A 22,879-nucleotide genomic window follows, 5' to 3' on the forward strand; every position below is an offset into this window, starting at 1 on the left:
CACCGGTGGCCCAGGCCCCCGGCTCGATGATTGGGATGAAACGGTTGTAAGGACACGACGTCTGGGACGCGCCTGCTTGCCGCAGCCCTTTAGTTTCGCCCAATTTGGCCTGCACTGCCAGCGCGTGCCGGTCAAGGGGGCGCAGATGGCCCAATCAGGGCGGGGACAGGCCGGCACTGGTGCGAAAGGGGGGACTCGAACCCCCACGCCTTGCGACACTGGAACCTAAATCCAGGGCGTCTACCAATTCCGCCACTTTCGCGTGGCCGGCACAGGGGTTCATTGTCGCAGGCGGGAGCGATGAGCGAAAGGCCTGCACAAAGCTGAATCCACCGCTCCAAAGCTGAAGCGGATCTGGCGGCCGCCGCCTCAGTGTTGCGGTTCGGCGCGGGCCGGTGCGGCCTCGGCACTGGCGCCCGCCGCCGCATCCACCTTGCGGATCTCCACGCCGCCGTCGGCGGTGCGACGCAGGGCCACCGCTGCCGGCTCAGCCTTGCGGACATCCACTGAGCCGTCCGCGTTGCGCTGCACATCCACCGCTTCGGGCAGGACCTCTGCCTCCGCCGGTCGTGCCGGATGCATCTGCATGGCCTCGCCGGCCTGTTGTGCCGGAACGCTCTGAGCATCGGCATCGCGCTCGACGGTCTGGGCTGGATCACTGTCCGGCGCACAGGCGGTCAACGCCCCCAGCACAAGCGGGCACAACACCATCAGGCGCAGTCGATTGATAGCGGCCATCAACATCTTCCTTCGTGCATGCGCCTTCGGCGCGGAAGATCCATTGGGAGCGATACAGGACACGCCGCGGTGAGAAGCAGCGCACAGCATTGAAAACACCGATGACGCGTATGCCCCTGATTTCAGCACCGCTTCAGTAGATCCACGCCATGCGTGGATGAAGCGCAGCCCGGCCCGGCGCACAGGCAAGAAAAAAGCCACTTGGCGGACCAAGTGGCTTTCGTCTGGTGGGCTGTCAAGGATTCGAACCTTGGACCTATTGATTAAGAGTCAACTGCTCTACCAACTGAGCTAACAGCCCGAAATCGGGGCGCGAATTATGACCCGATCCGCTCGGTGGGCGCAAGCACTTTTTTCAACGCCGTTGAAAGCAGCACTGCGATCCCGCTCCCGCAGAAGACCCGCACCAGCCGGGCCTTCGCAGCATGTCCGCCGTCGAATCGAAGGGGTCACACTTATAAGAAAAAAGCCACCTGGCATGCCAGGTGGCTTCTGTCTTGGTGGGCCGTCAAGGATTCGAACCTTGGACCTATTGATTAAGAGTCAACTGCTCTACCAACTGAGCTAACGGCCCGTGAAACTCAGACGCACATTGTAACGTGCCTTCTGTTTATTGCAATACCGTGTCGGCTGCGCCGATGCGGTTGAATCAGTGGGGTGGCTGAGGGGATTCGAACCCCCGACCACCGGAATCACAATCCGGTACTCTAACCAACTGAGCTACAGCCACCACTGAAACTTTTGCTCCCGCGCCGGTGCAACTGGCGCTGGTGCTTCAAACGTCTGCCTGGGGACTGTCACCGAAGTTCCGGTCCGCCGAAGCGAGTCCGATATTCTGGTGGAGACTTCAGGCTTTTGCAAGCACTTCTTCACATCCGCAGATGCGACCCCGGTGCCTCGCCGATGGCGCGCCCGACAGGAATCGAACCTGTAACCGCCGGCTTAGAAGGCCGGTGCTCTATCCAGTTGAGCTACGGGCGCCCAGACCGAACGGTGTCCAATCCGACGTGGCGTGGGATTGGTCGGGGTAGAGGGATTCGAACCCCCGACATCCTGCTCCCAAAGCAGGCGCGCTACCAGACTGCGCTATACCCCGGTCTTGCAATCCCCTCGGGCCAGGCCCGGGGAGCTGGTCATTGTGGCCAAGCGCATCGCGAACTGTCAACGCAGGATGTGCAGGCCTGACGCCTGCCACAGCGCCGGAAACAGTCATCGGCTATGCTCGCGACCATCGGCCGGATGGCCGTCCTGACCTTCATTCGCACGGAGAACGCGCATGCGCAGCGGCAACCCGGCTCTTTCCGAGTCCACCTTCCTCGACCTCGCCAGCGGCTCGGTGGTGACCAGCCCCGACCAGGCCATGACCCTCAACGGCACCGTCAACAAGACCGGCTTCCTGCTGCTGCTGACCGTGCTGACCGCCGCCTTCGCCTGGAACCAGACCATCGATGATTACGGCCAGGTCATGGCCGGCGCCAAGCTGTATGCCATGGGCGGCGCCATCGGCGGCCTGGTGCTGGCGCTGATCACCGTGTTCAAGAAGGAGTGGTCGCCGGTCACCGCACCGATGTACGCGCTGGTGGAAGGCCTGTTCCTGGGCGCCATATCGGCGGTGTTCAACGCCAAGTTCCCGGGCATCGTGTTCCAGGCGGTGCTGCTGACTTTCGGCACCCTGTTCGCGCTGCTGTTCGCTTATCGCAGCGGCCTGATCAAGGCCACCGAGAACTTCAAGATGGGCGTGGTCGCAGCGACCGGCGGCATCGCCCTGCTCTACCTGGCCTCGTTCGTGCTGGGCTTCTTCAACATCAACGTGCCTGTGATCCACGACTCCAGCTGGCTGGGCATCGCCTTCAGCCTGTTCGTGGTAGTCGTGGCCGCGCTGAACCTGGTGCTGGACTTCGACTTCATCGAGACCGGTGTCGCCCAGCGTGCACCGAAGTACATGGAGTGGTATGGCGCATTCGGCCTGATGGTGACCCTGGTGTGGCTGTATGTGGAGTTCCTGCGCCTGCTGTCGAAGATCCAGCAGCGCTGAGTCACCCCATGCCGTAAACGACAAGCCGCGATCCGCGAGGGTCGCGGCTTTTTTGTGGGTCGCGCCTGCTCGACTGTTTCAGGCGGTAGAGTCGAGCTTGCTCGACGGATGCCGATCCAGTCGAGCAAGCTCGACTCTACGGAACAACACCCCCATGCCCGACACCTTCCACAGCTACCGCCCGGCCGACGGCCATCGCCTGCCACACGACCCATTCAACGCCATCATCGGCCCGCGCCCGATCGGCTGGATTTCCAGCTGCGATGCCAAGGGCACACTGAACCTGGCGCCCTACAGTTTCTTCAACGCCTTCAACTACACCCCTCCGATCATCGGCTTCTCCAGCCAGGGCCGCAAAGACTCGTTGCGCAACATCGAAGCCACCGGGGAATTCGTCTGGAACCTGGCCACCTTCGACCTGGCCGAGGCAATGAACGAAAGCTGCCGCGCGGTCGCGGCGGAGATCGATGAGTTCGCCCTGGCCGGGCTGACCCCGCTGGCGTCCACGCAGGTAGCGCCACCCCGTGTGGCACAGAGCCCGGTGAGCATGGAATGCCGCTGCACCCAGATCGTGCGCCTGCGCGATGCCGCCGGTCAGGACACCAACGGCTGGCTGGTGCTGGGTGAAGTGGTTGCAGTGCATATCGAAGCACGACTGCTGGTCGATGGCATCTACGACACTGCGGCAGCGGCCCCCATCCTGCGCGGCGGCGGCCCCGCCGATTACTTCCGGATCGGCGCCGAACAGCGCTTCCGCATGTTCCGCCCGGCCTGAACTTCAGCCGATGACGGGGCGCGCCAGCAGCACCGGAAGCGACGAGGCCAGCAGCGCGATGCCTGATGCGGTGAGCAGGCCCAGCACGACCTGCCGGAAGCGCGCCTCGCTGATGCCGATGTAGACCCTCGCACCCAGCAGCGTGGGCACCAGCATGGCCGGTGCCACGATGGCGAAGTACGGCAGCATCCGGCGGTCTACCAGACCACTGCCAACGTAGGTGGCCATGGTCACCGCCAGCATCGCCAGATTGAAGTTCTGGATGACCGCGCGCTGCTCGTCCTTGCCGAAGCCGCGCAGCGTGCTCCACAGCGTCGGTACCGGACCGGCAAAGCCACCGATGCCACTGAGCACGCCACCGGCCATGCCGGCGATCGCGTCCCCGAAACGGCCTCCGACGGTGATCGGCGGCAGCGAGCGCGCCATCAGCATCACCGGGCACCACAGCGCCAGGAAGCCACCCAGCAGCGCCTTGAACCAGTTCATATCGAGCTGCGGCAGCACCATCACGCCCAGCGGAATACCAGCCAATCCACCGAGTACGAACGGCAGCAGCAGGCGCAGGTTGAAGCCGCGGCGCACGGTGAACACCGCTACCAGCTGGCCAACCAGTGCACCGAACACCGACAGCGTGGCCGCCAATCGCGGCTCCAGTCCCCATGCCCAGAACGACATCGCCACCATGCCGAAGGCGAAGCCGGACAGCCCCTGCACGAATCCGGCGACAATCGCGCCCAGCGCCACCAGCAGATACACCGACTCCATCACCACCTCGGTTGCAGCTGCGCGGCTAGCCTGCCGCGCCAACCTGTGCAGCGTAGTGCGCGGCGAGGTGCTCGACCAGCGCGCGCACCTTGGGGGCGAGTGCCCTGGCATGCGGGTACAGCGCGAAGTAGTGTCGCTGCCCGGCATGCCAGGCGGGCAGCACGCGGATCAATCGACCGGCGCGCAGGTCTTCCTGCACGGTGAGCGCAGTGAACAGGCTGATGCCCATGCCGGCCAACGCGGCGGCGTACAACGCGGGCGTAGCGTCCACGCGCAGCCGTTGGCCCGCTTCGATGCTCGCGGTGGCACCGCGCGGCCCCTGCAGCTGCCAGGGCAGCATTGACGGCGTGGGGCTGAAGCCGAGCAGCGTGTGCTGCGCGAGATCCGAAGCCTGGCGGGGTAGACCGTGCCGCGCCAGATAGGCCGGTGCAGCGACCAGGATGCGCGGGCAGCTGGCCAGTTCGCGCGCGACCAGCTGGCTGTCCGGCAACGAAGCCGCGATGCGCAGCGCCAGGTCGAAACCACCGCCCACCACATCGACCAGCTGGTCGTCGGCAGAAAGATCCAGCGTCACCTGCGGGTAGCGCTGCAGGAACGACGGCAGCCAATGCGGCAACTCCTGGCTGGCCACGACCTGCGGCACGCTGATGCGTACCGTGCCGCTGGGCTGTGCCTGCCCGGCACGCGCACGATCGTCGGCTTCCTGCAGGCGATCCAGCAGCGCTGCCGCCTCGCGGTAGTAATCGCGACCGGCCTCGGTCAGTGACAGCCGGCGACTGTTGCGATCGAGCAGTCGAACCTGCAGGTGCTCTTCCAACTGCCGCAGTTGCCGCGACATCGCCGAATGGGTGGTTCCCAGGCGTTCTGCGGCAGCAGTGAAGCTGCCCGCGTCGACGATGGCGCGCAGTGCACGCAGGGCAGCGAAGTGATCCATCGGCAAGCAGCTCCAGGTGGCAGGGCCCACGCAACGCGGGCCCTGCCAGCTTAGCAAGCGGCTTCGCCACAACGGCGTGCGGCTTACTTGCCGGCTACCACCGGCAAGGCCAGGATCGCATCGGTGCTCAGGACATCACCGAAGGTGTCTTCGATCTGCGCCAGCGAGGCCTCATGCAGCGCGCGATGATCGATGCGCTGGCCACCGGCCAGGTCCAGATCGCGACTGGCAGTTGCATCGGATGCCACGATCACCCGGTAACCACGCGGTGCGGCTGCGGCATCGCGGGCGGCACCGGCCACGCAGGCATGGGTCTGCAGGCCAGTGACGATCAAGGTGTCGATGCCCGCATCCTTCAGTACCTTGTCGAGCACGGCGGCCGAGTTGCCAGCGAACACGCTGACGTTGTCCTTCTGCACCACGGTCTCACCCTTGCGCGGCTGCAGGTCGCGATGGAAGGCGGCATTGACGCTGCCCTGCGCGAACAGCGGCGCGCCGGCCGGCAACACATGCTGCACATGGATGACGCGGATGCCGTGGGCATCGGCGAACTCGACCACCCGCTTCGCCTGCCGCAGCGCGGCCACGCCATCGGGGATGACCATGCGGCCACCGGCAAAGCCCGGAGCAGCGTTGCCGTCGAAGTACTCGTTCTGGAAGTCGATCACCAGCACGGCGGTCTTCGCCGCATCCAGCGAAGCCGCAACAGGCGCGCCAGCCATGTGGCGGATGGTGGGATGGGCAGGTTCGGCAGCGGTGACGGGGGTAGCGGCGGCCATGCCGATCAGGCTGGCCAGACCAAAGGCGGTGAGGTTCATGTTCAAGCTCCTGTGCGGTGGAAAGTGGGCACATGATGCGGAGCGAAAGGCGCACGATCCAGCCGTGTAAAAGCACATGATCTGTGCGAATTACGCACAGACTGACATTGTAGAGTCGAGCCATGCTCGACTGCTTTTGCCTTTCGTCTGGGGCCCCTGAAAGAGCAGTCGAGCATGGCTCGACGCTACACAGGCGTCCAAACGCAGCGGGGCGCCCGAAGGCGCCCCGCTGTGGATCCAACCGAGGTCTGGCGGCCGCTTACAGGCGGGTAGCGATGGCCTTGGCGAAGCTCATGGTGGTGCCGCTGCCGCCCAGGTCGCCGGTCAGCGAATCCTTGGCTTCCATGGTGGCCACGATGGCCTTGCGCAGGCGCTCGGCGTTTTCCGGCTGGCCGACATGGTCCAGCATCTGTGCCGCTGCCAGCAGCAGTGCGCACGGATTGGCCTTGCCCTGGCCGGCGATATCCGGCGCGGTGCCGTGCACGGCCTCGAAGATCGCCGCGTCCTTGCCGATGTTGGCACCCGGGGCCAGGCCCAGGCCGCCCACCAGACCGGCACACAGGTCGGAGATGATGTCGCCGAACAGGTTGGTGGTAACGATCACGTCGAACTGTTCCGGACGCATCACCAGCTGCATGCAGCAGTTGTCGACGATCATTTCCTGGAACTCGATGTCCGGGTACTGCGCGGCCACTTCACGGGCGACGTTCAGGAACAGGCCCGAGGTCGACTTGATGATGTTGGCCTTGTGCACCGCGGTGACCTTCTTGCGGCCGACACTGCGGGCCAGCTCGAAGGCGTAGCGCACGATGCGCTCGGAGCCCTTGCGGGTGATGCGGGTGCCGGAGAAGGCGGTCTCGCCGTCGGCCGACACTTCCTGGCCTTCAGCCAGGTAGGCGCCTTCGGTGTTCTCGCGAACGGTGATCAGGTCGACGTTGTCGAAACGCGACTTGGTGTTCGGGAAGGTGTGGGCCGGACGCACATTGGCGTACAGGTCGAAGTGGCGACGCAGGCTGACGTTGATCGAGGTGAAGCCACCACCGACCGGGGTGGTCAGCGGGCTCTTCAGCGCGACCTTGTTGCGCGCGATCGATTCCAGGGTCACCGCCGGCATCAGGTCGCCGTGCTTTTCCAGGGCCACCAGGCCGGCGTCGGCGTCTTCGTACTCCAGGCCAGTCTTGAGCTGGTCGAGCACGAACAGGGTAGCGTCCATGATTTCCGGGCCAATGCCGTCGCCGCGGATGACCGTAATTTTCTGCGTCATTGATCGATGTTCCGAACAGGGGGAAAAACGCCGTCCGGACGTGCCCGGAAACGCCGGCGCAAAGGAAGTTTCACCCGCAATTATGCCTTAGCCGGGCCCGGCTACCCAAGTAGACCATGGTCCTGACCCCGGCAAAGGCATAATTGCCCGCGCATTCCTCCTCTACCCCCGCCTGTCGGCGCGCCCCTTCAACAAGAAGGGGCTCCTGGGCTGTTGGATCGCGGGGAGGGCGCCTCGCACGTCCGGTGGTGCCGGCCGCTGGCCGGCAACCTCGACCATGTCGGGTTAACGGGATGCCGGCCAGCGGCCGGCACTACCGGGAGGGCCACAGGGCCCGGTTCCCGGAGCCCGCCAGGTTCAGTGCGCGTGCGCTTCGGGGGCGGCGGCGCCGCCTTCGAGCTGGTCGAGGAAGTCGACCGCGCGGCGCAGGTGCGGGATGACGATCGAGCCGCCGACCACCAGGCCGACCGAGAAGGTCTCGAAGAACTCTTCACGGGTCACCCCGGCGTCCTTGCACTGGGCCACGTGGTAGCTGATGCAGTCGTCGCAGCGCAGCACCATCGAGGCCACCAGTCCCAGCAGCTCCTTGGTCTTCACGTCCAGCGCGCCGGCCTGGTAGGTCTGCGTGTCCAGCGCGAAGAAGCGCCGCACCACCTGGTTCGGCTCGCCCAGGATGCGCTCGTTCATGCGCTTGCGGAAATCGGTGAACTCGGCGATGCGGTCCTTGCTGCCGTCGTCGGCCGCGCTCATGCCTGGCCCTGCCCGGCCAGCAGCGGCTCGAGCTTGCCTTCACGGTGCAGGGCCATCATGTCGTCGTAGCCGCCCACGTGGACGTCGCCGACGAAGATCTGCGGCACGCTGGTACGGCGGGTCCTGGCCATCATCTTCTCGCGCTCGACCGGGTCCAGGTCGATGCGGACCTCGGTCCACTGCTGGCCCTTGCTCTTCAGGAAGTTCTTGGCGGCCACGCAGTACGGGCAGACGGCGGTGGAATAGATGGTGATGGCGGGGGCACCGCCGGCGGTCTGGGCTGTCACGGGAAACTCCACGATGGATCGACGGTCTACATATGGTACCGGTGCGCTGGAATTTCCACGCCACGGCCGCAACACTGTGGATTAACGAATGGTTGCCCCCCGCCCTGCCACGCTTGGCACGCCCTGCCCGAGGACCCTCTGCTTGCGAGCCCTGCTGCTGACTACCGCCGTCACCCTGGCCCTGACCATGCCGTTGGCCCAGGCCCAGGAGAAGCTGCCCGACATCGGCTCCTCGGCCGGCGAGCTGCTGACCCCGGCCCGCCAGGCCGAGTACGGCGCGATGATGCTGCGCGAGCTGCGCAACTACGGCTACCTGCTGGATGACCCGCTGGTCAACGACTGGCTGCAGACCATGGGTACCCGGCTCGGCTCCAACAGTGACCAGCCACGCCAGCCCTACACCTTCTTCGTGATGAAGGACCGGCAGATCAATGCCTTCGCCACCTTGGGCGGCTACATCGGGGTCAATGCCGGCCTGGTGCTGACCGCCGAACGCGAGGACGAAGTGGCCGCCGTGCTGTCGCACGAAATCGCCCACGTCACCCAGCAGCACGTGCTGCGCGGGGTAGAGCGCGCGCAGCGCGACCAGATTCCGATCCTGCTCGGCATGCTGGCGGCCGTAGTGGCCGCCCAGGCCAGCAACAGCACCTCCTCGGGCAACGCGACCATGGCCGCGATCAGCTCGGGCATGGGCCTGATGCAGCAACGCCAGATCAACTACACCCGCTCCAACGAGTCCGAGGCCGACCGCCTCGGCATCCGCACGCTGGCGCGCAGCGGCTACGACGTGGATGCGATGGCCGGCTTCTTCGAGCGGATGTCGGCGGCGATGCGCGGCAACGAGGGCGGCTACAGCGTCCCCGAGTTCCTGCGCACGCACCCGGTCAACATCACCCGCATCAGCGAAGCCAAGGCCCGCGCCGACCAGATGAAGAAGGACACGGTGCTGCTGACCACCAGCACCCCCAGCGGTGAGCGCAAGGAACGGGTGGACCCGGCAGACCCCAGCCTGGCCGAACCGCTGCTGCGTGGAAACAACCCGTTGCTGCCCAGCAGCGTGCTGCGTATTCCGATGGGCCAGCTCAGCCGTGGCGCCAGCGGCGACTTCGATTGGGCACGCGAGCGCCTGCGCGTGCTCAGCGCGGATTCCACCGCCGAGCTGGAGCGCGAGTATGCGGACATGGCCAAGCGCCAGAAGGACGGTCTCAACGACACCCAGCGCTATGGCCAGGCCCTGGCCATGATGCGGAGCGGTCGCAACGGCGCCACGCAGGCCCGGCAGACGCTGGCGGGCCTGCTGCAGACCCGCCGGGACAACCTGTGGCTGGCACTGGCCCTGGGGGAGGCCGAACTGCGTGCCGGGCAGGCCGCCCAGGCCAACAGCCGCTTCGAGCAGCTGCTGCGTGAGCACCCCAACAGCCGCCCGGTGGCGCTGACGTATGCCGAAATCCTGAACGAACAGGGCAACCGCGAGGCCGGCCAGCGCGCGCAGGCCATGCTGCGCCCCCTGCTGTCGCAAAGTGGTAACGATCCGGTCTTCCAGCAGCGTTATGCCCGCGCCAGCGAACTGGCTGGTGACAGCGTGCGGGCCAGCGAGGCCTATGCCGAGGCGGCCTTCCTCAGCGGCCGCCCGGAACAGTCGCTGATGCAGCTGCAGGCGCTCAAGCGCAATCCGGCGCTGGACTATGTGGGCCGGGCCCGGGTGGACGCTCGCATCGAGGCGATCACCCCCACCGTGCTGGAACTACGCCGGCAGGGCGTGCAGGACCCGGACCTGGACCGCCGCTGAGCGCTGCATGACCGGCCGATGGCAATCCGCGCGGGTTCCGGCCGGTTGGTCACAAACATGTCATCAAACCGTAGTCTACTGGCACCACTCCAGTAACCGAGCCCTACGGTGTCCTCGTGCAGAAACGCATCCTGATCGTCGACGACGAGCCCGCGATCCGTGAAATGGTCGCCTTCGCCCTTCGCAAGGGCGATTACGAACCGGTCCACGCCGGCGACGCCCGCGAGGCCCAGACCGCGATCGCCGACCGCGTTCCGGACCTGATCCTGCTGGACTGGATGCTGCCCGGCACCAGCGGCCTGGACCTTGCCCGCCGTTGGCGCAAGGAAACCCTGACCCGCGAAGTGCCGATCATCATGCTGACCGCACGCGGCGAAGAGAACGACCGCGTCGGTGGCCTCGAAGCCGGCGTTGACGACTACGTGGTCAAGCCGTTCTCGGCGCGCGAACTGCTGGCCCGCATCCGCGCGGTCATGCGCCGTGCCCGCGAGGACGACGAGGACGGCAGCGTTGCGGTTGGCCCGATCCGCATCGACGGCGCCGCCCACCGCGTGTTCGCCAACGACCAGCCGGTGCCGATCGGCCCGACCGAATACCGCCTGCTGCACTTCTTCATGACCCACCCGGAGCGCGTCTACACCCGCGCCCAGCTGCTGGACCATGTGTGGGGCGGCAGCGTGTACGTGGAAGAACGCACCATCGACGTGCACATCCGCCGCCTGCGCAAGACGCTGGAACCGTTCAACGCCGAGAACATGGTGCAGACCGTGCGCGGCGCCGGCTACCGCTTCTCCACCTCCACCTGAGTCTCGTCGTGCCGGCACCGCGCACCCGCGGGTGCCGGCGCCGGCAACTCTGCTATAACCCTCGGTTCACCCCAGTGAACCGCCGCACCTCAACGACGAGATCGCAATGCCCCGCCACATCCGCTCTGCCTGGTTGAAGACCCTGGCCACTGTCGCCGCGGTACTGCTGTTCTCCGGACTGGTGGGGTGGTTCACGGGTCATCTGTGGTTGTGCATCGCACTGGGCGCACTGGCGACCCTCACCTGGCATTACTGGCGGCTGCGCAGCGTGCTGCGCCGGCTGACCGCGCGCCAGCGCTGGGATACCGCCGAAGAAGGCACCGGCGTCTGGAACGAGCTGGACCGCCTGCTGTACCGCAACCAGGTGGAGATGCGCGTGCGCAAGCGCCGCCTGCTGGACATGCTGCGCAGCTATCGCGCCGCGGCCGCCGCACTTCCCGATGCGGTGGTGGTGCTGGATCGCAACAGCCAGCGCGTGCAGTGGTTCAACGAGGCAGCCACCGCCCTGCTCGGCCTGCATCACCCCGGCGATCTCGGCGAGGCGCTGGTCGAGCGCCTGCAGCCGATGCCGCTCGCGCACTGGCTGGCCGGCGGCCGCAATGCCGAGCCGATCCTGGATGCGCCCTCGCCGGTCGATCCGGCAATCCGCCTCAACCTGCGCCTGATCCCCTATTCGTCGGATTACTGGCTGCTGATCGCCCGCGACGTCAGCAAGCTGCTGCGCCTGGAACAGGTGCGCCGCGATTTCGTGGCCAACGTTTCACATGAGCTGCGCACGCCACTCACCGTGGTCCACGGCTACCTGGACATGATGGACCCGGAAGACTTCCCGGGAACCGGACCGATGCTGGAAGAGATGCGCAAGCAGAGCCAGCGCATGGCCCAGCTGGTGGAAGACCTGCTGACCCTGTCACGGCTGGAATCGCAGGAGCACAGCGAGGAAGAGACCGTGGCGATGCAGCCGATGCTGGCGACGCTGCGCCGCGAGGCCGAAGCGCACAGCCAGGGCCGCCACCAGATCAGCATCGACGACCTCGCCGGCGTCGACCTGCAGGGCTCGACCAAGGAACTGCACAGTGCGTTCTCCAACCTGGTCACCAATGCGGTGCGCTACACCCCGGCCGAGGGCCGCATCGCGGTCGAGTTCCGTCGCGAAGGCGATGGCGCGGTGCTGGCGGTACGCGACTCCGGCTATGGCATCCCGGCCAACCATCTGCCGCGCCTGACCGAACGTTTCTACCGTGTCTCCAGCAGCCGTTCGCGCGAGAGCGGTGGTACCGGCCTGGGCCTGTCCATCGTCAAGCACATCCTCGGCCTGCATCACGCACGGCTGGAGATTGAAAGCGAAGTCGGCAAGGGCTCGGTGTTCTCCTGCCATTTCGATGCCGACCACGTGCGCCCGCGCGAGTCCGCCCCCCTGACCTCCATCGAAGAATGACGCCATGAGCAGCCTCGGATCCCTCCCCCTCCCCGTGAGCCCGGACAACGATCCGTTGCGCGACCCGGCGCTGTACATCAACCGCGAACTGTCACAGCTGGATTTCAACTTCCGCGTGCTGGCACAGGCGATGGACCCGCAGGTGCCGCTGCTGGAGCGCCTGCGCTTCATGTGCATCTCCTGCACCAACCTCGACGAGTTCTTCGAGATCCGTGCCGCTGCCGTGCGCCACGCGCAGGAATTCGGCCTGCCACCGGCGCCGGATGGAATGAGCCCGCAGGCCATCCTCAACGCCATCCACGACCGCGCCGCGGAACTGGTCGACCAGCAATACCGCTGCTGGAACGAGACACTGCGCCCGGCATTGATGGACGCCGGCATCGGCGTGCTCGGCCGCCACTCCTGGACGCACCGCCAGAAACGCTGGCTGCGTGCCTACTTCCGCAACGAGATCATGCCGGTGCTGTCACCACTGGGCCTGGATCCGGTGCACCCGTTCCCGAAGATCCTCAACAAGTCGCTGAACATCGTGGTGGTGCTGAAGGGTACCGATGCGTTCGGCCGCACCGGCCACCTGGCCATCGTGCGTGCGCCGCGCTCGCTGCCGCGCATCATCCAGCTGCCGGAGAAGCTCGGCGGGCCGCAGAACTTCGTGTTCCTGTCCTCGGTGCTGTCCACCTTCGTCGACGAGCTGTTCCCGGGCCTGGAAGTCCAGGGCGCCTACCAGTTCCGCGTCACCCGCAACTCCGAACTGGTGGTGGACGAGGAGGAAGTAGAGAACCTGGCACTGGCCCTGCGCGACGAGCTGGTCGACCGTGGCTACCGGCCGGCGGTGCGGCTGGAGATCGCCCACGACATGCCGCGCGAGATCGTGCGTACCCTGCTGCAGAATTTCGGCCTGACCGAGAACGCGGTGTACCGCATCGACGGCCCGGTCAACCTCAACCGCATCATCCAGCTGTACGACCTGATCGCACAGCCTGAGCTGAAGTACCCGCCGATGACCCCGCGCACCTTGCGCGACAGCGACGGCATCTTCGAGACCACGGCCCGTCAGGACCTGCTGCTGCATCACCCGTTCGACGCCTTCACCGCCGTGCTGGACCTGATCCGGCAGGCCGCGATCGACCCCAACGTGCTGGCGATCAAGCAGACCCTGTACCGCACCGGCAAGGATTCGCTGATCGTCGACGCACTGATCCAGGCCGCACGCAACGGCAAGGACGTGACCGTGGTGGTCGAGCTGCGCGCCCGTTTCGACGAAGAGGCCAACCTCGGCCTGGCCGATCGCCTGCAGGAAGCCGGCGTGCAGGTGGTGTATGGCGTGGTCGGCTACAAGACCCACGCCAAGATGCTGCTGATCGTGCGCCGCGAGGGCCGCAAGCTGCGCCGTTACGTGCACCTGGGTACCGGCAACTATCACAGCGGTACCGCCCGCGCGTACACCGACATCAGCCTGATCACCGCCGATCCGGACATCGGCAACGACGTGCACCTGCTGTTCCAGCAGCTGTCCGGGCTGGCCTCGAAGATGAAGCTCAAGCGCCTGCTGCAGTCGCCCTTCACCCTGCACACCGGCATCCTCGGCCGCATCGAGCGCGAAACGCGCATCGCCGCCGCTGGCCGCCCGGCGCGGATCATCGCCAAGATGAACGCCCTGAACGAACCGCAGGTGGTGCGCGCGCTGTACGCCGCCTCGCAGGCCGGCGTGCAGATCGACCTGATCATCCGCGGTGCCTGCACCCTGCGTCCCGGCGTGCCGGGCGTGTCGGACAACATCCGCGTGCGCTCGATCGTCGGCCGCTTCCTTGAGCACAGCCGTGTGTACTGGTTCGGCAACGACGGCGCACCGGAGCTGTACTGCGCCAGCGCCGACTGGCTGGAACGCAACCTGCTGCGCCGGGTCGAAACCTGCTTCCCGATCCTCGACCCGGGACTGGCCAAGCGGGTTTACCGCGAGGTCCTGCAGAACTACCTCGATGACAATCTCAACGCCTGGGACCTGGACGCCGACGGCATCTACCACAAGCGTGCCCCGGCCCACGACGAGGCACCGCATTCTGCGCAGATGGCACTGATGCAGGGTCTCTGACACGGTGTGTCGACCAAGGGCGACACCTACCAAGAGCGGTAGGCACCGATTGTGGTCGGGATTGGATCAGTGCCGACCAACGGTCGGCACCCACCATCAGATCGCGGAATTCTGTCGAAGGCGGGGTGGGTCCGGTTGAGGGGGCGTGAGCCGCATGGATGCGGCGACCAAGCCCCCATGGACGGGTTTACAGCGTCCCCCTCAACCGGACCTACCCCGCCATCCCACGGATAGCCAGCTCTTGACGTTGACGTTGCCTCTGCAGGTGCAGGGCGCAGCCCTGCCGCACTCCCCTCTTCCAAAATGTGAAGGTCGCGCGGTGACGAGCACACCGCCCCTTCGGCTAACATTCGTCCATGCCGCATACCACCACGACTCCGCCCGCATTGCAGGATGGCGACCTGCTGGCCGCCATCGACCTTGGCTCCAATAGTTTCCACATGGTCATCGCGCGCTACACGCTCGGCCAGCTGCGGGTGATCGACCGCCTGCGCGAAACGGTGCGCATGGCCGATGGCCTGGATGGCAAGGGTGGACTTTCCGCCGCCGCGCGACAGCGCGCGCTGGAGTGCCTGGCCCGTTTCGGCCAACGCATCCGCAATGTGCCGCCGCACCAGGTACGCGCGCTGGCCACCAATACCGTGCGTCAGCTGCGCTCGCCGCAATCGTTCCTGGTTCCGGCCGAGACCGCGCTCGGGCATGCGATCGAAGTGGTCAGCGGCCGCGAAGAGGCGCGCCTGATCTATCTGGGCGTGGCCCACGCGCAGCCACCCAAGCCCGGCCAGCGCCGGCTGGTGATCGACATCGGCGGCGGCTCCACCGAATTCATCATCGGCATGGGCATGCAGACCCTGGAGCGCGAAAGCCTGCAGGCCGGCTGCATCGCCAGCACCCGTCGTTTCTTCCCGGGTGGCAAGCTGAGCAAGAAACGCTGGAAAGATGCACTGGCCGAGATCGGCCGCGAGTTCCAGCCCTTCGCCAGCAAGTACCGGGCGCTGGGCTGGCAGGAAGCACTGGGTTCATCGGGAACGCACAAGGCGATCAGCGAAATCTGCGCGACCATGAAGCTGAGCAAGGGCGCGATCACCGCCGAAGCCCTGCCGCAGCTGCGCGACGAACTGCTGAAAGCCAAGAAGATCGACGACATCGAACTGCCGGGCCTGTCCAGCGACCGCCGCCCGATCATCGCCGGCGGCATCCTGGTGCTGGAGGCCGCCTTCCAGGCACTGGGCCTGCAGAAGCTGCTGGTCAGCAAGGCGGCGATGCGCGAAGGCATCCTCTACGACATCGTCGGCCGCGCCGGCGAAAACGACCTGCGTGACGAATCGGTCACTGCGCTGACCCAGCGTTATGGCATCGACACCGTGCAGGCCGACCGCGTGCAGGACACCGCGCTGTCGCTGCTGGAGCAGGTGCAGGAACGCTGGAAGCTCGACGCCGACGACGCACGCATGCTCGGCTGGGCCGCGCGCCTGCACGAGCTGGGGCTGATGATCGCCCACAGCGGCTACCACGTGCATGGCAGCTACGTGCTGGAGAACTCGGATATCGCCGGCTTCTCGCGGCAGGAACAGCAGATGCTGGCCGCGCTGGTGCGCAGCCACCGCCGCAGCGTGACCAAGACCGCCTTCGATGCCCTGCCCGAACGCCTGCTGCAGACCGCGCGCAGGCTGGCCGCGCTGCTGCGCCTGGCGGTGCTGCTCAACCGCGCCCACGAGGACGACCCGATGCCGGGGCTGGAGCTGACCGCGGACGACAACCGGCTGTCGCTGATCGTGCCGCAGGCGTTCATCGATGCCCGCCCGCTGCTGCGGGCCGACCTGATCGGCGAAACCGACGGCATCGCCGGCCTGGGCATCCAGTTCCGTCCGTTCGTGGCCTGACCCCCCACACCCCAGGACAGGCGCGTCATTACGCGCCGCGTTCTGCGCGTTTTTCGCGCAATTCCTGCTGCATCGCAGCAGTTGAAAGCGACCTGCACGCCCACGTCAACAACTTAAGCATCTGCTTTTGTTCATTTTTCGTGAAATGACGTGATGAGAAACGACAAATTTCGACACGTTCTCTTTACAGGACATTAACCAACGAGACTACTATCGGTCGTCGGTCTGATTAACGACCGGCTTCATCGACGCCCGGAGTGGCGTCTCGTGTACGACCTGAGAGAGAGATCGTTAATGACTTCACGTACCACCGCGCTGGGCCAGGCCATCCGTTACGCCCTGGCGACCACCGCAACGCTGGCTGCCCTGCCCGCCTTCGCCCAGAGCAGCAACGCTGCACCGACCACCCTGGATCGCATCGAGATCACCGGTTCGCGCATCCGCCAGGTCGACGTCGAAACCGCCCAGCCGGTGCTGGCCCTGTCCCGCCTGGACATCGAACGCCAGGGCTTCAGCTCGGTATCGGACATCCTGCAGAACGTCACCGCAATGGGCAGCCCGACCATCAGCCGCGCCAACGTGCTGTCGGCTGGTGAAGACGCCGGTGGTACCTACGTCAACATGCGCAACCTCGGCACCCAGCGCACGCTGGTGCTGGTCAACGGCAAGCGCTTGGGCATCAGCACCTCCGGCTTCCAGGACGTGTCGACCCTGCCGGTGTCGGCAGTGGAGCGCATTGAAGTCCTGAAGGACGGCGCCTCGGCCATCTACGGCTCCGACGCGATGGCCGGCGTGATCAACATCATCACCCGCACCAACGTCACTGGCATCACCGCCAACGTCTACCATGGCCAGTACGGCGAAGGCGACGGCGCACGTGATCGCTTCGACGTGGTTGCCGGCTGGTCCAACGACCGCTTCTCGGCCACCTTCGCCGCCGAACACTCCGAAGAAAAGGGCGTGTGGGCGCGTGACCGTGGCTTCAGCCGCTACAGCAACACCGACCGCCACCCGACCGACGGCTGGACCACCAACAGCCAGTGGGGCCAGTTCTTTGGCGTGAAGGGTGGCCCGGGCTGCACCAATGCGAAGGAAGGCTGCAACTACGCACTCAACCGCGGCAGCGACCCGACCAACCCGGCCAACTACCACTTCACCGATCCGACCGCGTTCACCGGTGACGTCAGCAACACCAATGATCAGATGCACCTGAGCTATCCGATCAAGCGTGATTCGCTGTACTTCTCGGGCCAGGCCAACATCACCGACAACGTGCGCTTCAAGGCCGAACTGGGCTACAACAAGCGCAGCTCGACCCGCGTCACCGCCGGCTATCCGTTCGATGTCGACGTCGCCAAGATCAACCCGATGTCGATCGACAGCTACTTCAACCCGTTCGGCAACCAGCATGGCTATGCCACGCCGACCGAAGTGAAGTGGAACCGTCGCCTGTGGGAGCTGCCGCGCACCAGCACCAGCGAACTGAAGACCTACCGCGCGGTGGCCGCGTTCGACGGCTCGTTCGAGATCGGTGAGCGCTACTTCGACTGGGAAGTGGGCTACCAGTACAACAAGAACGAGCTGCGCCAGCACACCACCGGCAACCTGCACAAGGGCCGCGTACAGGCCGCCACCGGTCCGTCGTACTACAACGCCAGCACCGGCAAGGTCGAATGCGGCAAGCCGGGTGCGCCGATCGCCGGCTGCCTGCCGTGGAATCCGCTGGTTCCGTACGGCGTGGACAGCCCGTATGGCATGACCAACAACCAGGCCCTGCAGGACTGGCTGTTCCCGGCCGAGAACGCGACTGGCCGCACCACCTCCAAGAACGCCTTCGCCACCATCAGCGGCAGCCTGTTCACCCTGCCTGCCGGTGACCTGGGCTTTGCCTTCGGCGTGGAAAACCGCGAAGAAACCGGCAAGTTCGTGCCGGACGCGCTGGCCCAGACCGGTGCCACCACCAACCTGGCCGCTGGCCCGACCGGTGGCTCGTACAAGGTGAAGGAAGCCTACCTGGAGTTGAATGTTCCGGTGCTGGCCGACCTGCCGGGCGCACGTGAGCTGAGCCTCAACGCCGCGACCCGCTTCTCGGACTACAACACCTTCGGCAACACCCTCAACAGCAAGTTCGGCTTCAAATGGAAGCCGATCGACCAGCTGCTGGTGCGCGGTACCTGGGCGCAGGGCTTCCGTGCCCCGACCATCTCCGACCTGTACGGCGGTGGTTCGGAAACCTTCGCCAACTTCTCGGATCCGTGTGACAGCAAGTACGGTTCGGCCAAGAGCAGCGCCGAAGTGCGTGCCCGCTGCGCGAGGGACATCGCCGATGTCGCCAACTTCCGCCAGCTGGACAGCAGCAACAAGCCGACGGAAGGCTCGGTCGCCGCTACGCCGACCCCGTTCATCGGTGGTTCGAACCCGAACCTGAAGCCGGAAACCTCGACCAGCCGCACCCTGGGCGTGGTCTGGAGCCCGACCTTCGTCAGCAACCTCAATGTCTCGCTGGACTGGTGGAAGATCCGCATCGACGACACCATCGTCGATGACAGCCCGAACCAGATCCTGATCGACTGCTACGAGCAGGGCCTGGCCGATCGTTGCGCGCGCTTCACCCGCAATCCGTCCAACGGCATCGTCACCGGCCTGAAGTTCGGCGGCCGCAATGCCGGCTTCGCCGAGGTCGAAGGCTACGACATGGACCTGTCGTACCGCCTGGAAACCGACTACGGCAAGCTGAGCACCTCGTGGTCGACCACTTACGTGGCCAAGGACATCTCGCGCTCGTCGAACGACAGCACGATCGTGCCTACCGTCAGCAACGGCATCGTGACCAACACGGGCATCGGCTTCCGCGTACGTTCCAACCTGACCGTGGGCTGGGATCTGGAGAACTTCGGCGTGAGCTGGACCGCGCGCTACTACTCCAGCGTCAAGGAACAGTGCGTCAACCCGACCAAGTACGCCGACGAGTGCTCGGATCCGGGCGTGATCGCGCCGTGGTACAAGGGCGCACGCAACTACAACGAGCGTGGCGCGGTGACCTTCCATGACGTGCAGTTCCGCTACAACCTGCCGTGGGACGCCACCGTCTCCGTCGGCGCCAACAACGTGTTCGACAAGCAGGGCCCGGTCATGTACACCAAGCCGCGCTCGGTGTTCTCGTACTACGGCGGCTACGACATCGGTCGTTTCATCTACATGAAGTACACCCAGCGCTTCTGATCCATCCGCGCTGTTGACGCTCCACGACCACGGCCCTTCGGGGCCGTGGTTTTTTTCGGCCCGCGCAGTCTGACGTTATCTGCATCGCCATTGACGTTTCCAAACCCGAGGACAGATGCATGTTCCTCTGCCTCGGTCATCGCAGACTCCTCGGCAATCGACTGATTCCATGTCGATTTGTGCAGAAGCGACATAACCACCCGGCGCATTTTCATCGGTTTCCCATACCTCTCCCGACAGACCTTCACTAGGTTCGAACGTCCACCGCCTGCGGTGGTATTGGCGCCGTCCGGCTTGGCAGCGCACCGAAGACTTCGAAGAGAGAGAGACCCATGATCATCCGTATTCCCGAACTGGGGTTGGCGATCCGCCGCGTGCTGGCGATGACCGCAACCACCGCATTGGCCGCTCCTGCACTCGCCCAGCAGGCCCCGGAAGCCACCACGCTGGACCGCATCGAGATCACCGGCTCACGCATCCGCCAGGTCGACCTGGAAACCGCGCAACCGGTGCTGACCATCAGCCGTGCCGACATCGAGCGACAGGGCTTCAACTCGGTTGCCGACATCCTGCAGAACCTGACCGCGACCGGCAGCCCTGCCCTCAGCCGTGCCAGCCCGCTCAGCGCGGGCGAGGCCTCTGGTGGCAGCTACGTGGACATGCGCGGCCTCGGCCCGCAGCGCACCCTGGTGCTGGTCAATGGCAAGCGCCTGGGCATGACCACCTCTGGCTACCAGGACATCTCCAGCATTCCTGCCGCTGCCGTGGAGCGCATAGAAGTCCTCAAGGATGGCGCCTCGGCCATCTACGGTTCCGATGCGATGGCCGGCGTGGTCAACATCATCACCCGCCGCAACGTCGAGGGCGTGACCGCCAGCGTCTACCACGGCCAGTACAGCGAGGGCGACGGCGCCCGCACCCAGTACGACGTGGTGGCCGGCTGGTCGAACGAACGCGCTTCGATCAGCATCGCCGCCGAGCATGTCGAAGAAAAGGGCGTGTGGGCGAAGGACCGTGGCTTCAGCGCCTACACCTACACCGACGGTCATCCGGCCGATGGCTGGACGACGGTCGGCCAGTGGGGCCGCATCACCGGTTTCAAGGGCCCAGGCTGCAGCAACAGCCGCGGCTGCAGCTATTCGCTCGACCGTGGCAGCCAGCCGGGAGGCCCGGACAGTTTCCACCTCAGCGACAATACGCCATTCACCGGTGATGTCAGCAACAGCAACGAGCAGATGCATCTGCAGACGCCGATCAAGCGCGACTCGATCTTCGTCGACGCACGCATGGATCTCAATGAGCAGGTCCGCTTCAACACCCAGCTGGCCTACAACCGGCGCACCACCACCCGCCAGATCGCGGGCTATCCGTTCCAGTCCGCTGTCGCCGGCATCACGCCGATGTCCGCCGACAGCTGGTTCAACCCGTTCGGCAGCCACCATGGCCATGAAAGCCCCAGCGACGTGCACTGGAACCGCCGCACCTGGGAGATCCCACGCGTCAGCGTCAGCGAACTGACCACCTGGCAGGGTGTTGCTGCATTCGAAGGCAGCTTCGCGTTCGGCGGTCGTGACTTCGATTGGGAAGCAGGCTACCAGTACAACCGCAGCGAACTGATCCAGCGCGCTACCGGCAACCTGCACAAGCAGCGCGTTGCCGATGCCACCGGCCCCTCGTTCTACAACCCGGCAACCGGCAAGGTCGAATGCGGTACGCCGGAGGCGCCAATCGCCGGCTGCAAGCCCTGGAACCCGCTGGTTCCGTATGGCCAGGATGATCCCTATGGCCTGACCGGCAATCCGGAACTGCAGGACTGGCTGTTCCCGGAAGAACTCACCCGTGGCCGTACCACCACCCGCAACCTGTTCGCCAGCCTCAGCGGCAGCCTCGCCACGTTGCCGGCCGGTGAGCTGGGCTTCGCCGTCGGTGCCGAGAGCCGTCGCGAAGATGGACGTTTCATCCCCGATGCACTGGCACAGACCGGCGCCACCACCAACCTGGCCGCAGGTCCTACCGGCGGCGGCTATCGTGTCGACGAGGCGTACCTGGAGCTGAGCGTGCCGGTGCTGCGTGACCTGGCCGGTGCACGTGAGCTGAGCCTGAGCGCTGCGACCCGCTACTCGGACTACACCACCTTCGGCGGTACCCTCAACAGCAAGTTCGGCTTCACCTGGAAGCCGATCGACCAGTTGCTGGTCCGCGGCACCTGGGCCCAGGGCTTCCGCGCACCGACCATTTCCAACCTGTACGGCGGTGGTTCGGAGACCTTCACCACCGGCTTCCGTGACCCTTGCGACACCGTCTACGGCGCTGCGGCCAGCAGTCCGGAAGTGCGTGCACGCTGCGCCGCCGACATTGCCAATGCGGACAGCTACCGCCAGCTCGGCCAGGGCAATGAACCGATCACCGGCAGCAGCGGGCAGACCCCCCTGCCCTTCACCAACGGCTCCAATCCCGACCTGCAGCCGGAAACCTCAACCAGCCGCACATTGGGCCTGGTCTGGAGCCCCTCGTTCGCCCAAGGGCTGAACATCGCGCTGGATTGGTGGAAGATCCGCATCGACAACACCATCGTCGCCGACCACCCCAACGACATCCTTCGTGACTGCTACGAGTTGGGCATTGCCGAGCGCTGCGGCAGTTTCACCCGCGATCCGGAACTGGGCATCGTCAACAAGCTCAACTATGGCAGCCGCAACAGCGGCTTCCGCCAGGCCGAAGGCTATGACCTGGAAGTCGGCCACAAGATCGAAACGTCCTGGGGCACGCTGAGCGCGGACTGGAAGACCACCTATGTGGTTGCTGCGGAAGAACGGACTACCAACGAGGCGGATGTACCGCCGATTCCCAGCAATGGCATCGCCACCAACGATGGAATCGGCTTCCGTGTTCGCTCCAACGCATCATTGGGCTGGGAGCGTGGCGACTTCGGCCTCACATGGAGCCTGCGCTATTTCTCCGCAGTGAAGGAACGCTGCCTGGGCCTGGCGGACTATCCGAACGAATGCTCGCACACGGACCAGCGCGCACCGTGGTTCAGTGGTACGCGTGACTACAACCGTCGCGGATCGGTCACTTTCCACGACGTGCAGGCACGCTACAACCTGCCGTGGGATGCCACGGTTTCGGTCGGCGCCAACAACGTGTTCGGCCGCCAGGGTCCGGTCATGTACAGCCAGCCGAGTGCCAATTTCTCCTACTACGGCGGCTTTGACATCGGCCGTTTCATCTACATGAAATACCAGCAGCGCTTCTGATCCACTGCACAGCATGAGCGTTTACG

At 65.5% G+C, this 22,879-nt stretch carries 16 protein-coding genes and 6 tRNA genes; 9 read left to right on the forward strand and 13 right to left on the reverse strand.

All coding sequences use genetic code 11. The annotated features are described in order from the left end of the window. Window positions 1-177 precede the first annotated feature (177 nt). From AC0Z6F_RS20125 to AC0Z6F_RS20155, 7 genes are all read right to left on the reverse strand, one after another. Window positions 178-262 (reverse strand) — tRNA-Leu (locus AC0Z6F_RS20125). A 107-nt stretch (window positions 263-369) separates the two neighbouring features. Further along, window positions 370-738, reverse strand: coding sequence for a hypothetical protein (locus tag AC0Z6F_RS20130; protein ID WP_485618256.1), 369 nt, complete (start codon window positions 736-738; stop codon window positions 370-372). Between the two features lie 225 nt (window positions 739-963). After that, window positions 964-1,039, reverse strand: a tRNA-Lys gene (locus tag AC0Z6F_RS20135). A gap of 197 nt (window positions 1,040-1,236) precedes the next feature. Further along, a tRNA-Lys gene (locus AC0Z6F_RS20140) sits at window positions 1,237-1,312 on the reverse strand. A 79-nt stretch (window positions 1,313-1,391) separates the two neighbouring features. Next, window positions 1,392-1,468: transfer RNA gene (locus tag AC0Z6F_RS20145), tRNA-His, on the reverse strand. A gap of 174 nt (window positions 1,469-1,642) precedes the next feature. Next, window positions 1,643-1,719: transfer RNA gene (locus AC0Z6F_RS20150), tRNA-Arg, on the reverse strand. A 38-nt stretch (window positions 1,720-1,757) separates the two neighbouring features. Beyond that, window positions 1,758-1,834: transfer RNA gene (locus tag AC0Z6F_RS20155), tRNA-Pro, on the reverse strand. Between the two features lie 180 nt (window positions 1,835-2,014). Here AC0Z6F_RS20155 and AC0Z6F_RS20160 point away from each other — a divergent pair. Together AC0Z6F_RS20160 and AC0Z6F_RS20165 are read left to right on the forward strand one after the other, a co-directional pair. Further along, entirely contained in the window at window positions 2,015-2,773 is a 759-nt protein-coding gene (locus AC0Z6F_RS20160) for a Bax inhibitor-1/YccA family protein (RefSeq protein ID WP_012510191.1), read from the forward strand. A gap of 154 nt (window positions 2,774-2,927) precedes the next feature. Next, window positions 2,928-3,548 (forward strand): flavin reductase family protein, encoded by a 621-nt coding sequence (locus AC0Z6F_RS20165; RefSeq protein ID WP_065722643.1) that lies wholly within the window; start codon window positions 2,928-2,930, stop codon window positions 3,546-3,548. A 3-nt stretch (window positions 3,549-3,551) separates the two neighbouring features. Here the strand turns inward: AC0Z6F_RS20165 and AC0Z6F_RS20170 are convergent, their stop codons facing one another. From AC0Z6F_RS20170 to grxC, 6 genes are all read right to left on the reverse strand, one after another. Further along, the gene (locus tag AC0Z6F_RS20170; protein ID WP_485618259.1) at window positions 3,552-4,313 is read right to left on the reverse strand and encodes a sulfite exporter TauE/SafE family protein; all 762 of its coding nucleotides are present in this window, start codon (window positions 4,311-4,313) and stop codon (window positions 3,552-3,554) included. A 25-nt stretch (window positions 4,314-4,338) separates the two neighbouring features. Continuing rightward, complete coding sequence (locus AC0Z6F_RS20175) at window positions 4,339-5,247, reverse strand: LysR family transcriptional regulator (RefSeq protein ID WP_004146204.1); 909 nt, start codon at window positions 5,245-5,247, stop codon at window positions 4,339-4,341. 83 nt (window positions 5,248-5,330) lie between these two features. After that, the gene (locus tag AC0Z6F_RS20180) at window positions 5,331-6,065 is read right to left on the reverse strand and encodes a cysteine hydrolase family protein (protein ID WP_012510188.1); all 735 of its coding nucleotides are present in this window, start codon (window positions 6,063-6,065) and stop codon (window positions 5,331-5,333) included. A gap of 259 nt (window positions 6,066-6,324) precedes the next feature. Next, complete coding sequence (locus AC0Z6F_RS20185; protein WP_012510187.1) at window positions 6,325-7,329, reverse strand: isocitrate dehydrogenase; 1,005 nt, start codon at window positions 7,327-7,329, stop codon at window positions 6,325-6,327. 357 nt (window positions 7,330-7,686) lie between these two features. Next, a complete protein-coding gene (locus AC0Z6F_RS20190; RefSeq protein ID WP_004146041.1) occupies window positions 7,687-8,079 on the reverse strand; it encodes a carboxymuconolactone decarboxylase family protein in 393 nt (130 codons plus the stop codon). After that, window positions 8,076-8,366, reverse strand: coding sequence for a glutaredoxin 3 (gene grxC / locus AC0Z6F_RS20195; RefSeq protein WP_004146039.1), 291 nt, complete (start codon window positions 8,364-8,366; stop codon window positions 8,076-8,078). Before grxC ends, AC0Z6F_RS20190 begins: the two co-directional genes overlap by 4 nt. 142 nt (window positions 8,367-8,508) lie before the next feature. Here grxC and AC0Z6F_RS20200 point away from each other — a divergent pair, with 142 nt between their 5' ends. The 7 genes from AC0Z6F_RS20200 to AC0Z6F_RS20230 all read left to right on the forward strand — a co-directional run bounded on the left by AC0Z6F_RS20200 (window position 8,509) and on the right by AC0Z6F_RS20230 (window position 22,853). Further along, window positions 8,509-10,155, forward strand: a complete 1,647-nt coding sequence (locus tag AC0Z6F_RS20200; RefSeq protein ID WP_485618262.1) for a M48 family metalloprotease — start codon at window positions 8,509-8,511, stop codon at window positions 10,153-10,155. A gap of 116 nt (window positions 10,156-10,271) precedes the next feature. Continuing rightward, complete coding sequence (gene phoB / locus AC0Z6F_RS20205) at window positions 10,272-10,961, forward strand: phosphate regulon transcriptional regulator PhoB (RefSeq protein WP_004146035.1); 690 nt, start codon at window positions 10,272-10,274, stop codon at window positions 10,959-10,961. 106 nt (window positions 10,962-11,067) lie between these two features. After that, window positions 11,068-12,399 carry a phosphate regulon sensor histidine kinase PhoR gene (phoR, locus tag AC0Z6F_RS20210; protein WP_485618264.1) on the forward strand — a complete coding sequence of 444 codons (1,332 nt, stop codon included), beginning with the start codon at window positions 11,068-11,070 and terminating at the stop codon, window positions 12,397-12,399. Window positions 12,400-12,403: 4 nt separating this feature from the next. Next, entirely contained in the window at window positions 12,404-14,491 is a 2,088-nt protein-coding gene (ppk1, locus tag AC0Z6F_RS20215) for a polyphosphate kinase 1 (RefSeq protein WP_153675037.1), read from the forward strand. Between the two features lie 356 nt (window positions 14,492-14,847). Then, window positions 14,848-16,374: an exopolyphosphatase gene (ppx, locus tag AC0Z6F_RS20220; protein WP_004146015.1), complete on the forward strand. Its 1,527-nt coding sequence runs from the start codon at window positions 14,848-14,850 to the stop codon at window positions 16,372-16,374. Between the two features lie 294 nt (window positions 16,375-16,668). Continuing rightward, window positions 16,669-19,596 (forward strand): TonB-dependent receptor domain-containing protein, encoded by a 2,928-nt coding sequence (locus AC0Z6F_RS20225; protein ID WP_012510184.1) that lies wholly within the window; start codon window positions 16,669-16,671, stop codon window positions 19,594-19,596. A gap of 332 nt (window positions 19,597-19,928) precedes the next feature. After that, the gene (locus tag AC0Z6F_RS20230; protein ID WP_012510183.1) at window positions 19,929-22,853 is read left to right on the forward strand and encodes a TonB-dependent receptor domain-containing protein; all 2,925 of its coding nucleotides are present in this window, start codon (window positions 19,929-19,931) and stop codon (window positions 22,851-22,853) included. Window positions 22,854-22,879: the final 26 nt, after the last annotated feature.

It is taken from the genome of Stenotrophomonas sp. 1L-E-5-B-C3 (assembly GCF_057292075.1).

What these genes read in the sequence shown, in the direction of transcription:
- AC0Z6F_RS20130 (WP_485618256.1), bottom strand. Translation starts at nt 738, where the DNA reads ATGGCCGCTATCAATCGACTGCGCCTGATGGTGTTGTGCCCGCTTGTG.
- AC0Z6F_RS20160 (WP_012510191.1), top strand. Translation starts at nt 2,015, where the DNA reads ATGCGCAGCGGCAACCCGGCTCTTTCCGAGTCCACCTTCCTCGACCTC.
- AC0Z6F_RS20165 (WP_065722643.1), top strand. Translation starts at nt 2,928, where the DNA reads ATGCCCGACACCTTCCACAGCTACCGCCCGGCCGACGGCCATCGCCTG.
- AC0Z6F_RS20170 (WP_485618259.1), bottom strand. Translation starts at nt 4,313, where the DNA reads ATGGAGTCGGTGTATCTGCTGGTGGCGCTGGGCGCGATTGTCGCCGGA.
- AC0Z6F_RS20175 (WP_004146204.1), bottom strand. Translation starts at nt 5,247, where the DNA reads ATGGATCACTTCGCTGCCCTGCGTGCACTGCGCGCCATCGTCGACGCG.
- AC0Z6F_RS20180 (WP_012510188.1), bottom strand. Translation starts at nt 6,065, where the DNA reads ATGAACCTCACCGCCTTTGGTCTGGCCAGCCTGATCGGCATGGCCGCC.
- AC0Z6F_RS20185 (WP_012510187.1), bottom strand. Translation starts at nt 7,329, where the DNA reads ATGACGCAGAAAATTACGGTCATCCGCGGCGACGGCATTGGCCCGGAA.
- AC0Z6F_RS20190 (WP_004146041.1), bottom strand. Translation starts at nt 8,079, where the DNA reads ATGAGCGCGGCCGACGACGGCAGCAAGGACCGCATCGCCGAGTTCACC.
- phoR (WP_485618264.1), top strand. Translation starts at nt 11,068, where the DNA reads ATGCCCCGCCACATCCGCTCTGCCTGGTTGAAGACCCTGGCCACTGTC.
- ppk1 (WP_153675037.1), top strand. Translation starts at nt 12,404, where the DNA reads ATGAGCAGCCTCGGATCCCTCCCCCTCCCCGTGAGCCCGGACAACGAT.
- ppx (WP_004146015.1), top strand. Translation starts at nt 14,848, where the DNA reads ATGCCGCATACCACCACGACTCCGCCCGCATTGCAGGATGGCGACCTG.
- AC0Z6F_RS20225 (WP_012510184.1), top strand. Translation starts at nt 16,669, where the DNA reads ATGACTTCACGTACCACCGCGCTGGGCCAGGCCATCCGTTACGCCCTG.
- AC0Z6F_RS20230 (WP_012510183.1), top strand. Translation starts at nt 19,929, where the DNA reads ATGATCATCCGTATTCCCGAACTGGGGTTGGCGATCCGCCGCGTGCTG.